Raw genomic sequence first — 13,880 nt, 5'->3', positions numbered from 1 at the left:
CCAGGCGTGACGCCGGGGCGACGCGGCGGCTGTGACTGCCCGTTCATGGTCCGGACGGGGCGCCGCCCCCCCCGTCTCGCCCGGTCATGTCTTCACGGCGCCCGCGGTGAGCCCCTGGACGAGGTAGCGCTGGAGCAGGAGGAACCCGGCCACCACGGGCACGCTGACGACCACCGAGGCCGCCATGACCTGGTTCCAGTAGATGTTCGACTGCGTCGCATACCCTTGCAGCCCCACGGCCAGGGTGCGGCCGTCGTCGTCGGTGAGCACGGAGGCGAACAGGACCTCTCCCCACGCGGTCATGAAGGCGTAGATCGCGACCGCGACCACGCCCGGCTTGGCCGCCGGGAGCACGACCCGGAGCAGCGCGGTGAGCGGCCCGGCGCCGTCCACGAGGGCGGCCTCGTCGAGCTCGCGCGGGATGGTGTCGAAATACCCGGCGATGAGCCAGATGGAGAACGGCAGCGAGAACGTCAGGTACGTGAGGATGAGGCCGAGCCGCGTCCCGTGCAGCGCGAGCCCGGTGGACCGCTCGATCGTGACGAAGAGGAGGAAGAGCGGGAGCAAAAAGAGGATCCCGGGGAACATCTGCGTCGACAGCACGGTGGTGAGGAACGCGCGCCGGCCCCGGAAACGGTACCGGCTCACCGCATACCCGGCGAGGATCGCCAGCGCCACCGAGAACACCGTCGCGGCCGCCGCGACGACGGCGCTGTTCACGAAGTAGCGCGCGAGCGGCACCGTCCGCCACATGTCGACGAACGGCTGGAGCGTGACCTCCGTCGGCACCCAGGTGAACGGCCCCTGGACGTCGCGCAGCGGCTTGATCGCCGAGATCAGCATCACGTAGAGCGGGACGACGGTGAAGAGCGCGAGCGCCGCGAGCACGGCGCGCCGCAGCCAGGCGACCCACGCAGCCTCACGCATGGCGAGCGCTCCTGCCGGTGATCAAGAGATAGCCTGTCGTGACGACGAGCAGAAAGCCCACGAGGAGCACGGACATCGCCGAGCCCAGCCCGAAATTCCAGGTGATGAACGACGCCTGGTAGATGTGGATGGCGATCACGTCGGCCTCCGGCGGCGCCGCCCGCCCGAAGAGCGTGTAAGGCGTCGTGAAGTCGTTGAAGCTCCACAGGAACAGGACGAGCAAGAGCACCTGGTTGACCGGCCGGAGCATCGGGAGCGTGATCGACCGGAAGCGCGTCCACGGGCCGGCGCCGTCGACGCTGGCCGCCTCGTAGAGGTCCGACGGGATGGCCTGGAGGCCCGCCGTCACCGTGAGGAAGGCGAACGGCCACGTCCGCCAGATCGCCACCACCACCAGGCTGAGGAAGCTGTTGCCACCGAGCAGCCAGAACGGGCGATCCTGGACGAGGCCGAGCTGGTCGACGAGCACCGTGTTCACGATGCCCGTGTCGCGCTGGAGCATGAAGCTCCACGTGATGACGCCGGTGAAGATCGGCATCGCGAACGGGATGAGGAACAGCGTCCGCAGCGCCGAGCGGCCGCGGAACGGCTTCTGCAGCGCGACCGCGGCGGCCGTGCCGAGGAGCCACGAGCCGCCGACCACGAGGACGCTGACGGCGACCGTGATCGCGAAGGACCGCAGGAGCTCGACGCCGATCGGAGAGCCGAAGTCGACCGCGATGCGGTAGTTGGCGAGCCCCGCGAACGGCGCCTTGCCCCAGTTGCGGATGTAGCGCTGCGTGAGCTGGAGGAAGCTCATCCACGCCCCGACGAACATCGGGACGATGTGCACGGCGAGCTCGGCGGCGAGCGCGGGCAAGAGGAGCACGTACGGGAACGCCCGCGGCCAGCGCGAGCCCGCCCGCGGCCCCGCGGCGCCGTGCGCCGCCCCGGCGGGCGCCTCTCCCCCGGCGCCTCCCGCGCCGCCCTCCCGCATTACTTGCCGCTCACCATCTGCTGGTTGGCCTTGGTCAGCTTGGCGCGGATCGCGGCCTCGTCCACCGCCTTGCCGGAGGCGGCCTCGGCCAGGAGATCCTTCATGGCCGTGCCCACCAGCGTCTCGAACTGCGTCGTCTCCTCCATCATCGGCATCGACTCCGCCGTCTCGGCGAGCACCTTCTGGAACACCTGGATGTTCGCGGTCTTGAACCGCTCATCGGAGTAGGCCTCGGTCACGACCGGCAGCGAGTTGAAGGCGGCGTTCAGGATCCGCTGCTCCTCGGGGCTCGTCATGAACGCGACGAGCTTGAGCGCGGCGTCCTTGTGCTTGCTGTCCTCGAAGACGGCGATGTTGATGCCGGCCACGTGGCTGTTCACCCGCTTGCCGTTCGCGGGCAGCGGGTCGGGCAGCGGGATCGGCGCCACGCCGTAGGCGTCGCGGGCGAGGCCATTCTGCTCGATCGCCGTGGCGGCGTAGCTCTGGATCATGAGCATCGCCGCCTTGCCGGCGGCGAAGTCCTTGAGGATCTGCGTGTCGTTCACGTACTCGGCGTTGCTCGGGTTCACGACCTTGTGGACGCTGAGCAGGTCGATGTACTGCTTGACGCCGGCGACGAGCTCCGGGTCGTCGAAGCGCGCCTGCTTGCCCTCGAAGATCGTGGCGCCCTGCTGGCGGCCGAACATGAACGCGAAGTGGGCGTTCTCGGAGTAGCTCGCGCCCATGATGGCGAGGCCGTAACGGCCGCTCTTCGCGTCGGTCAGCTTCTTGGCGACCGCGACGAGCTCGGCCCACGTGGCGGGCGGCTTCTCGACGCCGCCGTCGGCGAACATCTTCTTGTTGTAGAAGAGCCCGTACGCGAGGCCGTAGAGCGGCACCGAGGCGGGCGGCTGGCCGGGCGCGCCGGTGGCGGACATGCTCGCCGGGATGAACCGGTCCTTGCCGCCGACCTTGGCGAGCGCGGCGTCGTCGAACGGCAGGAACGCGCCGGTCGCCTGGAGCGACGCAGACCACGAGTTGCCGATGTTGAGGACGTCGGGCCCCTTGCCGCTCGTGGTGGCGCCGAGGATCCGGTTGAGCAGGTCCGGCCAGGGGATGACCTCGAGCTTGACCTTGATCCCGGTCTGCTTCTCGAACTTGTCGAGCTCGGGTTGCAGCACCTTCTTGTCGTCCTCGATACTGGGCCCCTGGTTGCTCGCCCAGTACGACAGCGTCACCGGCCCGGACCCCGGCGAAGCCGCGGCCGCCGACCCTGACGGCGAGGGCGACGACGACGGCGCGTCGCCCCCGCTCTTGCCGCACGCGGCGGCTCCGAGGGAGAACAGGGCAAATGCGGCTACGGCCTCGATCGTGCGTGACCTCACGGTGACCCCCTCTCCGTCTGAAGATTCACACCCTGTCGCGCGGGTCGCGCGAGCCCGGGCAGGCTACCCCTCGCGCGGTCGGGGTTGCAACGGGGAGCACCCGCGAGGAGAGCACTTAATCGGTTCAGAGTCAACGGCCAAGAGGGTGCGGCGCGCGCCGCCCGACCCGGGCCGATCCGGGCGCGGGCAGCGGCGGCCGGCTTGACGCGCCGCCGGCGCGCGGGGAGCCTCGGCGGCATGGCGCCTCTTCCGCCCACGGGCCGCGATCGGCTCATCGCCATGCTCCGCGCCCCGGACGCCCGCGACCGGCTCCCGATCCGCATCGGGGGGCCCACGCTCCAGGTCGGCGTCACCTGCGAGGACGGGCGGTGGCGGCTACGCCGGCTCGTGCTCGATCACGACGAGCTCACGGAGTTCGGGCGCCGGCAGCTCGCCGCGGGTCGAGGGTTCTTCCCCGACCACGCCAACATGTTCCTCATGCCGGTCGGGGAGGTGCTCGCCGAGGCGGGCGATCTCGATGCCTTCTGCGAGGCGCTCCGGCGGCTCGCCTGGGACCCTTCCTGGTGAGACGACGCCGTGGCGACCCGGCGGGCTCATGCATGCGGTGCATGACGTCCATGCTGCGTTCTCATTGGAAAGATACTTTCCAATGACATAGACATCGCCGTCGCGCCGATACGACGAGACCTCGCGCAGGCGGTCCCGCTGGACGGCCGCGCCTGCCCTTGCGCTCGACGTGGGATCACCACGGGACGCGCCCTCCACTGACGTTCGCACCTCGGAGAGCGAGACACGGCGCGTGCGCGCCGCGTCGAGCGCGAGCGCGGCCGACGGAGGGCGCCGGCCCGCGGGCACGGAGCGCGAGGCGGGCGAACGGGCGTGGGAGCTCGAGACCATCGGGGCGACAGGAGAAGCAACCAGTGCGCGCACCTGTATATGCTTTGCTCTCATTGTCCTTGGTCGCCTGCAGCGTGGAGGGCTACGTCGAGCCCTCCGAGGAGATCAGCGCGGCGGATGACGCGCTGATCGGGGGGCGACCGGCGCTCGAATCGGAGTATCCGTCGACGGTCCTCGGCCCGGGGTGCACCGCGGCGAAGGTCGGGCCGCGCCACTTCCTCACCGCCGCTCACTGCGTGGATGACGAGTACAACGCCACCGTGTCCCCGAGCTACGGGCCGGGCGGCTCCTACTGGGTCAGCGCCACGAACACGCCCCCGATCTGGCCCTACGTCGAGCTGACGATCGAGCAGACGTACATCCACCCGCAGTGGCTCGCGGACTGCGCCGCCGCGCTGAGTAACGGAGCGACCGATTGCGCGGTCAACGTCCTCAACCCGGGGCACACGCCCGACCTCGCGCTCGTCGTCGTCAACGAGCTCTCGCCGACGATCCCGGCCGCCGTGGTGGACGGGGCGCCGGTCGCGGTGGGCGATCCCGTCGTGGCGACCGGCTACGGCTGCGAGGACCCGAGCGGCTCGGGCGGCGGCCTCTTCAAGCTCCAGGAGCTCACCGCGTCGGCCTCCTCGATCCTGAATCACCCCGGCTCCTACGTCTCCGGCCAGGGCATCATCGACGTCGCGGCGGCGTACGTGCTCACGCCGGGGTACGCCAGCAGCACCAGCTACGCCAGCCTGTGCCCCGGCGACTCGGGCGGCCCGCTCTATCGCCAGAGCTCGACGAGCCTCGTGGTCGTCGGCGTCAACGCCTATTACACGTTCCCGTCCGGCTGGCCTGGCCCGGCGCCCTCGCAGACCAACTGGCACACGCGGCTCGACACGTCGGCGCGCTACCCGGTGACGTCGTGGCTCCAGTCCCTCGGGGTGAGCGTGATCAACGGCGGCACCGCGCCGACCTGCACCGACGGCGTGCAGAACGGCACCGAGACCGACGTGGACTGCGGCGGCACGTGCGCGGCCGACTGCGCGAACGGCGATACGTGCAGCACCAACGCGGACTGCACGAGCCAGAACTGCGTGGCCGGGGTGTGCCAGCCCAGCACCGGGACGGCGCCGTGCAGCAACCTGTGCACGAGCCCGACCGCGTTCGCGGGCCCGAGCTACAACTCGGGCAACCTCGGCACCGGCGCGCGCTGCTTCGAGACCACGGCGAACCTGACCGGCGCCAACTGCGGCAACTTCGCGAGCGGCCGCACGTTCTCGGTCAACGGCACGGCCGTGACCTGCAACGGCGGCAACATCTCGCTGCCCGCGAAGCGCAACGGCGGCTACTGCTTCCAGGCGTCCGCCGGCAACGAGTCGTGGGCGTACTTCAGCACCTGGTAGGCGAGATCTCGTGAACCGAGGCGCCTCGACCGAGGCGCGTTATGACCGGGCCGCGGCCGCACCCCGAGCGGGGGGCGGCCGCGGCCGCTCCATCACCGGAGCTTCTCGTTCGCCGGCGGCGCCTCGAGCCCGAGGTGCTTGAAGAGGAACGCGAACACGTCCGTTTGCTCCTCGATCTTCTCCCCGAGCGGCGTCCCGATGCCGTGGCCCGTCGAGCCGCTCGCCCTGAGCAGTATGGGCGCCGGGCTCGACGTGGCCGCTTGCAGCCGCGCCGCCATCTTCCTCGAGTGGAACGGGTCCACCCGCGCGTCGTTCGCGCCCGTCAGCAGCAGCGTGGCCGGGTACGCGGTCCCGTCCGTCACGTGGTGGTACGGCGAGTAGGCATAGAGCGCCTTGAACTGCTCCGGGTCCTTCACCGTGCCGAACTCGGTCACGTTGAACGCCCCGTTCGGCGTGAGCTCGACCCGGAGCATGTCGTAGATGCCGACGTGCGAGATCACCACCTTGACCATCTCCGGGTGCTGCGTGAGCTGCGCTCCCATCAGCAGGCCGCCGTTCGAGCCGCCCATGATCGCGAGCCGGTCCGGGCGCGTCATGCGGCCGTCGACGAGGTGCTTGGCGCAGGCCGCGAAGTCGTCGAAGACGTTCTGCTTCTTCGTCAGGTTGCCGCCGTGGTGCCACGCCTCGCCGAACTCGCCGCCGCCCCGCAGGTTGGCGACCGCGAACACCCCTCCCTGGTCGAACCACAGCCGCCAGAGCGGGTTGAACCCGGGAGCAATGCTCATCCCGTACCCGCCGTATCCGGTGAGCAGCGCGGGCGCGCTCCCGTCGAGGGCCGTGTCCTTGCGGCGCAGGATGTTGATGGGCACCTTCGTCCCGTCCTTCGAGGTGCACGCCTCGCGGACGACCTCCACGTCGGCGTAGGACACCGGGGACGTCATCGCGAGCGGCGTCTTCGTCACCTTGCCGTCCTTGGCCGCGTACGCGAACCAGGCCGCCGGCTCGGTGAAGCTGATCCCACGGAAGAGCATGTCGTCGCCGTCCGCGCGCACGAGCTGCCGCACCGAGGACACCGGCGGGATCGGCACGATGCCGAGCGCCTTGCCCTTGAGGTCGAAGACGCGGACCTGGGACGGGCCGCCGAGCAGATCCCGGACGTAGAGCCGGCCCTTCGTGGGCAAGAAATCCTGGATCACCGCCTCGCTCTCGGGCACGACGAGCTCCGCCTTCGCGAGATCGAGCTTGCCCGGCGCGAGGCGCACCACCTTGCCGCGCGGCGCGTCCTTGCGCGAGAGGAGGTAGAGCCGGTCGTCGGCGCCGAACTCGGCGTGGATGATCTTGTCGGGGAGGTCGGCGAAGCGGGTCCATTTGCCCGTGGCGTCGAGGAGGTAATGCCAGTACTCGCCGCCGTCGCCGTTCTGCACGCTGGCGAGCACGAGCTTGCCGCTGTCGCTCGTCGTGAGCTCCACCTCGGCGATGCGGGGGAAGTCCTTGCCGAGCGAGTACTTGTCTTCCTTCTCCGGCGCGCCGAGCTTGTGGAAGTAGATCTGCTGATAAAACCCCATGTCCTCCTGCGGGCGCTCGCCGGCGTGCGGGTGGCGGGTGAAGTAGAACCCCTTGCCATCGCCGCTCCAGGCGAGGCTGCCGCCCGCCGTGCCGCTGCTCGCGTAAGGGACGATGTCGCCCGTCTCCTTGCCGGTCGCGACGTCGTAGACGCGCACGGTGCCGTTCTCGCTGCCGCCCTCGGACAGGGAGACGGCGACCTTCTTGCCGTCGCGCGAGGGGACGAACCAGTCGATGGTCGTGTGCCCCTTCGGGTCGACGACCTCCGGATCGACGACGATCCGCTCGGAGCCGGGATCGTTCGCGGATTTCATGACCACGAGGAAGGGCTGCTGCTTCGGCGGCTGGTCCTTGAGGGCGAAGAGCTGCCCGCCGGCGTCGTCGACCGCGTAGTAGTTCGTGGAGGTCGCCGACAGGATCGCCTCGACGCGCGCCCGGACGGCGCCGCGCGCGGGCAGCGCGTCGAGGGTGCCGCGCGTGAGCCGGTTCTGGTCCTCGATCCAGCGCTGGACCTCGGGGGAGCTCGAGTCCTCGAGCCATTGATAGGGGTCGACGACCTTGGTGCCGTGGTACTCGTTCGTGACGGGCCGCTTCGGGGTCTCCGGGTACGGCAGGCGGGCTCCCCCTGCCGCGGGCGCGGCAGGCGCGAGGGCCGGCGGCGGGGCCGCGGCGGCGGGCGCGGCCGGCTCGTCCGGCGGCCTCGGCGCGGGCGCGCTGCACGCCGCGAGCAGCGGCAGCGCCAGGGTGATGGCGGGGATCGGGCGCAGGCGGTTCATGCCGTCGAAGCTAGCCCCCGCCGCGGCCGCCGCGGAAGAGAATCGGCTCGACGGCGGGCGCCGCGCGATCCTGCAACGCTGCAACGCCGCCCTCGCAGGATCGAAACCGCCGGGTCGATGTCCCCGACAGAAAATGCGGGGAATTCCGGGGGGAAGGGTCTGGTACGGAGGATGCTTATCCGCCGGCCAGCTCCGCCGGCGGCCTCCGCTACCCCCCGAGGCGCCCGGCGGCGCTGCTATTTTGTGCCTTGATCTCAGGCGGCGCGTTCCCCGAGCCCACGCGGTTGCGGCGCCGCGCGCGCCGGGCGCGGCGCCCTTCGTGCTAGCGTGCGCCGCATGGCGAACGACGTGAACGAGGGAGCGACCACGACCGCCGACGTCGAGGTCCGCGAGGTCGACGACAGCGTCCTGAAGGACCTCGAGTCGAAGTACGCCGACGTGGCCTGTCCGATGCACGGCGGGCCGCCGACGTTCGAGCTCGCCTCCGACGGGTCGGTGGTCGAGCGCTTCTGCTGTCCGGCCCTGCTCTCGATCGTCCGCGAGCTCCAGGTCGCCGCGGGCGAGCGGCCTCCGCCGCCGGACGAGGGCGCGTGAGGATCCAGTGAAAACCAGCGGAGATCGCTCCAGGACGCCGCCCTGGTCCAGTTCCGCGGATCAGAACTCCCGCCAGGGTTCTGCCTCACGAGCGATAGAGAAATAAACGCAAAGGCGCAAAGACGCAAAGACGCAAAACTACAAATCTTTTTTGCGTCTTTGCGCCTTGGCGTTGAACTCTCGCTCCGGATCCCTGGCCGAACTTCTGGCGGGCGGAACTACGCCTCTCCACGACAGATGGCCTGAACGATCTCGCGCGTGAGCCCGCGCAGCCACGCGTGCGCCTTGTCGCTCTCGAAGCGCTGGTGCCACAGCTGGACGATCCGGACCTCCGGCACGTCGAGCGGCAGCGGCCGGGCGCTGAGGTGGAGCGCCCGCAACATCGGACCGCAGACCCGCGCCGGCAGCGCGACAACGAGGTCGCTCTCGCGGGCGAAATGGGCGGCGGCCGCGGTCGTGGGGGCCGCCGCGACGACGCGCCGCCGGAGCCCCTGGGACTCCAGCGCGTCGTCGATCCGATCGCGCAGGCGACCGCGCCGCGACACCGTGACGTGGAGCGCCTCCGCGTAGCGCCTGGCGGTGAGCCGGCCGCGCGCGAGCGGATGACCCTGGCGAACGGCCACGACGAGGCGATCCTCGCCGATCGACTCCCCGCGGATCTCCGGGAGGGCCGGCTCCGTCGCGCCGATCTCGAGATCGACGCGCCCGTGGCGCAGCTCGTCGGTGTCCCCGGCGGGCTCGCCGAGGAGCCGGAGCTTCACGTGCGGGGCCTGCTCCTGCACCGCGAAGAGCAGCCGCATACCGAGCGCCGTCGTGAGCGCGTCGTGGCAGCGGACGGTGAAGGTCCGCTCGAGCTTCTCGAGGTCGAGCGCCCGCTCCGGCGCGAACACCGCGTGCGCCCGCTGGACCAGGGCGTGGACCTCCTGGCGTAAGGCCAGCGCGCGGGGCGTCAGCGTCATCGTCCGCCCGGTGCGCACGAGGATCGGGTCCCCCGTGGCGTCCCGGATGCGCCCCAGCGTCCGGCTCATCGCGGGCTGCGAGAGGTGCAATCGGGCCGCGGCGGCGCTGACGCTCCGCTCCTCGAGCAGCGCGTCCAGCGCCGTGAGCAGGTTCATGTCCACATGCATCTGGGTAATCCTTCGTATAGCAAGGATGCATTGGACGACATACCACGTCCAGGGTTTACTCCTCCGCGCTGGAGCTCGCGAGGACGCGCGAGCCGCACGCCCAGGAGGATTCATGTCGACCCATTCGGAGCCGATGACCGACCATTCCATGCGACGGGACCCGAGCGCGGCCCGCGCGGACGACGAGGCCCTGCTGCCCGCGGTCGTCGCGGCGCTCACCGCGGCAGGAGAGCGGCTCGTCGCTCGCTTCTCGACAGCGCCGCGCCTCGGGAGCCGCGAGGAGATCTTCGCCGCCCTCGGCGACAACGACGCGGTGTCGCTCGACGCGCTCCGCGAGCCGCTCGCGCGCGCTCGCCCGGGCGCCGGGTGGGTCGAGGACGAGCTCGAGCGCGGGCCGCTCCCGCCCGGCGAGTGGTGGGTCACCGACGCGGTCGAGGGGAACATCAACCACGTTCACGGGATGACGGACTGGTGCGTCACGGCGACGCTCGTCCGCGACAACGAGCCGGTCCTGACGGCGGTGCACCTGCCCCTCCGCGGCGAGACGTACACCGCGCGGAAGGGCGCCGGCGCCCACCTCGGGGCGAGGAGGCTCCGGGCCTCGGCGAAGACGGCGCTCGACGCCGCCTTCGTCGGGACCGGCCAGGCCATGCCGGGCGAGGACCAGGAGACGCACCGGCGGATCGGCCAGTCGGTCGCCGCGATGCTCGGAAGCGCGCTGGTGCTGCGCGTCTCGGTCCCGGCCACCCTCCAGCTCGTGGAGGTCGCCGCCGGCCGGATGGACGTCTTCTGGCAATACAGCCAGGTCCTCTCCGGGCTCGTCGCAGGCGCGCTGCTCGTCGCGGAGGCCGGGGGCCCGGTCACGGACACCCGCGGGAATCCGTGGCGCCTGACCAGCGAAAACTTCCTGGCCGCAGCGCCGGGGCTTCACGCCGGCGCGGTCGCCGTCCTGTCCACCGTTCGCTGAGGAGAGAGGTCTTGAAGATGGAACGCGTCTCGGAAAACATCGGAATCCTCGGATCGGGCCGGGTCGGAAAGGCCCTGGCGGGCAAGCTCGCGAGCGCCGGACACGCCGTCACCGTCGGCACCAGGGACCCCGCGCGCGCGGCGGCGAGCTTTTCGGGGGCGCGCGTCGCGTTCGGCGATCCCGCGGAGGCCGCGCGGAGGGCCGCGATCGTCGTCAACGCCGCCCCCGGAGACACGAGCGTCGAGCGGCTCGGCGCCCTCCGCGACGCGCTGAAGGGGAAGATCTTGATCGACGTGTCGAATGCGACGCTGCGCGCCGAGGACGGCCTGCCCGGCAGCCTGCTTTACCCGAACGGCAGCGTCGCCGAGCGCCTCCAGGCGGCGCTGCCGGAGACGGCGGTGGTCAAGACGCTGAACACGATGCTGTTCACCGTCATGGCGGATCCCACGAGCCTCGGCGTCCGCCCGACCGCGTTCCTCTCCGGCAACGACGAGAGCGCGAAGGCGGTGGTCGCGCGGCTCCTCGGCGATCTGGGGTGGCCGGCGGACTGGATCGAGGATCTCGGGGACATCGCGACCGCCCGCGGGCCCGAGGCGGCCGCCTTGCTCGTCCCCTCGGTGCTGCGGCGGCGAGGGCTCGCGCCGTTCGCCATCGCGCTCGCCCGGTGACGTCGCGGCGCGGCGAGGGGCCTCCCTTCGCGCGAACCGCACCGGGCGCGTCGCTTTCGTGCTGGGCGGGCGGATGCGGCCGCGCCGTTCGGCCGGCAGCGATAGAAGCGGCGGCGCGCTGCGGGCATGGCGCCCGCTCCGCGGGGCCGAGCGCGAGAAATCGTCAGGCATGGTTAAAGGGCCCCGGGTGTGACGCGGAATAGGCTCATCGATGAGGCTGCGCTACCCGGGCACACATCGGCTGCAGATCGCGGATCGCGCGCCGGCCGCGGCACCAGGGCGCGCTCCTGGGCCGCGGGCGCGGCTCGGCCCTCCCCTCGCCTCGCGAACGAAGCGCGGGGCGGGCTCGCTGCTGCCATGGCTCCTCGGCATGGCGGGGTGGCTCCTGCCGGCGCTCGCCGGCGCTCAGCCGGCCGCCGGCCCCCAGGGGTCGCGCGAGGCCGCGGCGACGCCCTCCGAGGCGCAGAGCTCGGTGGTCCCCCCACGCCTCCTGTCCGCCCCCGAAGCGCCGTATCCGCCGGGGGCGACGGGCGACGCCGCCGTCGTCCTCACCGTGACCGTCGACGCGAAGGGGTCTGTTCGCGAGGCAGCGCCGGTCGAGCAGCACGAGCCGTTCTCCAGCGCCGCCGTCCGCGCCGCCCTCGCCTATCGTTTCGAGCCTGCGACCCGGAACGGCGTCGCCGTGGCGGCGAAGATCCGGATGCGGGTGGACTTCACGGCGCCCCGCGAGGCCGCCGCGCCGCCGCCGGACGCGGCGCCCGCCCCGGCGCCGGGCGCCGCGCCACGTCACGACCGCCCGGCAGACCGGGACGCTAGCCCGGCGCCGATCGAGGTCGTCGTTCGCGGCGAGCAGCTCCCGCCCGCCACCCAGTCCATCGCGCGCGGCGAGGTCCGGCAGCTGCCCGGCGCGTTCGGGGACGCCTTTCGCGCCGTCGAGATCCTCCCCGGGGTGATCCCCGCCATCTCCGGGCTTCCGTACTTCTATGTCCGCGGGGCGCCGCCGGCGAACGTCGGATATCTCCTCGACGGCGTCCGCGTCCCGCTCCTGTACCACTTCGCCGCCGGGCCGTCGGTCGTCCATCCGGCGCTCGTCGAGCGCGTCGACCTCTACCCCGGAGGCTACCCCGCCCGGTACGGGCGCTATGTCGGCGGCATCGTGGCGGCAGAGACCGCGGAGCCGCGGCCCGAGCTCCACGGCGAGGGGAACATCCGCCTGTTCGACGCGGGCGCCATGGTGGAGGCGCCGTTCGCGGACGGGCGTGGGACCGTCCTGCTCGGCGGCCGGTACTCGTACACGGCGGCGGTCGCGTCGCTGATCGCGCCGGACGCGGTGATCGACTACCGCGACTACCAGGCTCGCCTGACCTACGACGTCACGCCGGACGATCGCCTCACCGTCTTCAGCTTCGGATCGTACGATCTCCTCGGGGAGGAGCGGGACGACGGGCTCTCGGTCCTGTTCGGCGTCGAGTTCTACCGCCTCGACCTCAGGTACCGACATCGGTTTCAGAACGGCGAGCTGCGGCTCGGCGCGCTCCTCGGGCTCGATCGGACCGCGCTGGAAGGCAATCGCACCGCGCGAGACCGCATGGTCGCGACCCGGGCCGACGTCATCTATCGCGTCCACCCCGACGCCGAGGTCCGCGTGGGCGTGGACGGGGCCGTGGACTCCTACGTCACCGACATCATCGGTTATACCGTCAGCCGCGGGGGCTCCAGGCGGCTCGAGCAGCAGTTCGGCTCGCGCGACGACGCGGCGCTGGGCGCCCACGCCGACGTGGTCCTGAAGCTCGCGCCCCGGTTCGAGCTGACCGCCGGCGTGCGCGCGGACCTGTTCGCCTCCGGCGGCGCGACGGCCGTCGGCGTGGATGGCCGGCTCGCGTCCCGGCTCGACGTGACGAAGAGCCTGCGCCTCGTGAACGCGTTCGGCGTCGCGCATCAGCCGCCCTCGACCGTGGCACCGCTCCCCGGGGTTCAGGTGGCGGGCCTGCGCGGTGGGCTCCAGAAGAGCGCTCAGGGGAGCGCCGGCGTCGAGGCGGATCTCCCCGAGGGGGTCACCGCCGGCGCGACCGCGTTCTACAACGCGTTCTTCGACATGACGGACGCGCTGGGCGCCGTGGCGCACGGGTGGACGGACGACTTCGACGACCTCGCGGACGTGCCCCGGACCCTCGGGTCGAGCTACGGAGTCGAGCTCTACGCGAGGCGCCGCCTCACCCGGAATCTCGGCGGGTTCGCCTCGTACACGCTGTCGCGCTCGACCCAGGCCGCCGGGCGCTCGCGGTCCCCCGCCCCGTTCGACCGGACCCACGTCGCCAACCTCGCGCTGACCTACCAGCTCGACCGGCACTGGCGCGCCGGAGCGAGGTTCCTGTTCTACACGGGCAGCCCGGGCGCCTCGCTCGCCGCCGAGGAGCGCGACGGCTCGGGCGAGCAAGCGAGGATCGACCGCGATCCTCCCTTCTACCGGCTCGACGCGCGCATCGAGAGGCGCTGGTCCATCGGCGAACGCGGCTGGCTCTCGGCGGTCCTCGAAGGGATGAACGTGACCGCGCACAAGGAGGTGATCGGTGGAGAAGCGATCGGCCCTGTCACGATTCCGAGCATCGGTGTGGAGGGCGGGTTCTGAGCCCAGG

At 71.6% G+C, this 13,880-nt stretch carries 11 protein-coding genes; 6 read left to right on the top strand and 5 right to left on the bottom strand.

Features of this window, described 5'->3' with window-relative positions; translation table 11 throughout:
- Positions 1-84: 84 nt before the first annotated feature.
- From WME98_RS29455 to WME98_RS29445, 3 genes are read right to left on the bottom strand one after another with little or no spacing between them, the layout of a single operon-like run.
- Positions 85-927, bottom strand: a complete 843-nt coding sequence (locus tag WME98_RS29455; protein WP_437945054.1) for a carbohydrate ABC transporter permease — start codon at positions 925-927, stop codon at positions 85-87.
- Positions 920-1,903 carry a carbohydrate ABC transporter permease gene (locus WME98_RS29450; RefSeq protein ID WP_437945053.1) on the bottom strand — a complete coding sequence of 328 codons (984 nt, stop codon included), beginning with the start codon at positions 1,901-1,903 and terminating at the stop codon, positions 920-922. The genes WME98_RS29455 and WME98_RS29450 overlap by 8 nt, the downstream gene beginning before the upstream one ends.
- Positions 1,903-3,267, bottom strand: a complete 1,365-nt coding sequence (locus WME98_RS29445; RefSeq protein ID WP_061629719.1) for an ABC transporter substrate-binding protein — start codon at positions 3,265-3,267, stop codon at positions 1,903-1,905. Before WME98_RS29445 ends, WME98_RS29450 begins: the two co-directional genes overlap by 1 nt.
- A 237-nt stretch (positions 3,268-3,504) precedes the next feature.
- On the opposite strand from WME98_RS29445, the gene WME98_RS29440 reads away from it, so the two are divergent.
- Together WME98_RS29440 and WME98_RS29435 are read left to right on the top strand one after the other, a co-directional pair.
- Positions 3,505-3,834, top strand: a complete 330-nt coding sequence (locus WME98_RS29440) for a hypothetical protein (protein WP_437945052.1) — start codon at positions 3,505-3,507, stop codon at positions 3,832-3,834.
- A 383-nt stretch (positions 3,835-4,217) separates the two neighbouring features.
- Positions 4,218-5,549 carry a trypsin-like serine protease gene (locus WME98_RS29435; protein WP_437945051.1) on the top strand — a complete coding sequence of 444 codons (1,332 nt, stop codon included), beginning with the start codon at positions 4,218-4,220 and terminating at the stop codon, positions 5,547-5,549.
- Positions 5,550-5,641: 92 nt separating this feature from the next.
- On the opposite strand, the gene WME98_RS29430 is transcribed toward WME98_RS29435, so the two are convergent.
- Positions 5,642-7,888 (bottom strand): prolyl oligopeptidase family serine peptidase, encoded by a 2,247-nt coding sequence (locus WME98_RS29430; protein WP_437945050.1) that lies wholly within the window; start codon positions 7,886-7,888, stop codon positions 5,642-5,644.
- Between the two features lie 336 nt (positions 7,889-8,224).
- Here WME98_RS29430 and WME98_RS29425 point away from each other — a divergent pair, with 336 nt between their 5' ends.
- Positions 8,225-8,482, top strand: a complete 258-nt coding sequence (locus WME98_RS29425) for a hypothetical protein (protein WP_061621162.1) — start codon at positions 8,225-8,227, stop codon at positions 8,480-8,482.
- Positions 8,483-8,700: 218 nt separating this feature from the next.
- Here WME98_RS29425 and WME98_RS29420 read toward each other — a convergent pair whose 3' ends face one another.
- Positions 8,701-9,609, bottom strand: coding sequence for a LysR family transcriptional regulator (locus WME98_RS29420; RefSeq protein ID WP_437945049.1), 909 nt, complete (start codon positions 9,607-9,609; stop codon positions 8,701-8,703).
- 112 nt (positions 9,610-9,721) lie between these two features.
- Between WME98_RS29420 and WME98_RS29415 the strand changes: the two genes are divergently transcribed.
- From WME98_RS29415 to WME98_RS29405, 3 genes are all read left to right on the top strand, one after another.
- Entirely contained in the window at positions 9,722-10,576 is an 855-nt protein-coding gene (locus WME98_RS29415; RefSeq protein WP_437945048.1) for an inositol monophosphatase family protein, read from the top strand.
- Between the two features lie 17 nt (positions 10,577-10,593).
- Positions 10,594-11,244 (top strand): NADPH-dependent F420 reductase, encoded by a 651-nt coding sequence (locus WME98_RS29410; protein ID WP_437954034.1) that lies wholly within the window; start codon positions 10,594-10,596, stop codon positions 11,242-11,244.
- A 211-nt stretch (positions 11,245-11,455) separates the two neighbouring features.
- Positions 11,456-13,873, top strand: coding sequence for a TonB family protein (locus tag WME98_RS29405; RefSeq protein ID WP_437945047.1), 2,418 nt, complete (start codon positions 11,456-11,458; stop codon positions 13,871-13,873).
- Positions 13,874-13,880 lie beyond the last annotated feature (7 nt).

It is taken from the genome of Sorangium sp. So ce296, from assembly GCF_051529605.1.
Taxonomy (GTDB): domain Bacteria; phylum Myxococcota_A; class Polyangia; order Polyangiales; family Polyangiaceae; genus Sorangium; species Sorangium cellulosum_D.
The sequence above is the reverse complement of the archived record's forward strand: the minus strand, read 5'-3'. Positions and strand labels throughout refer to the sequence as shown.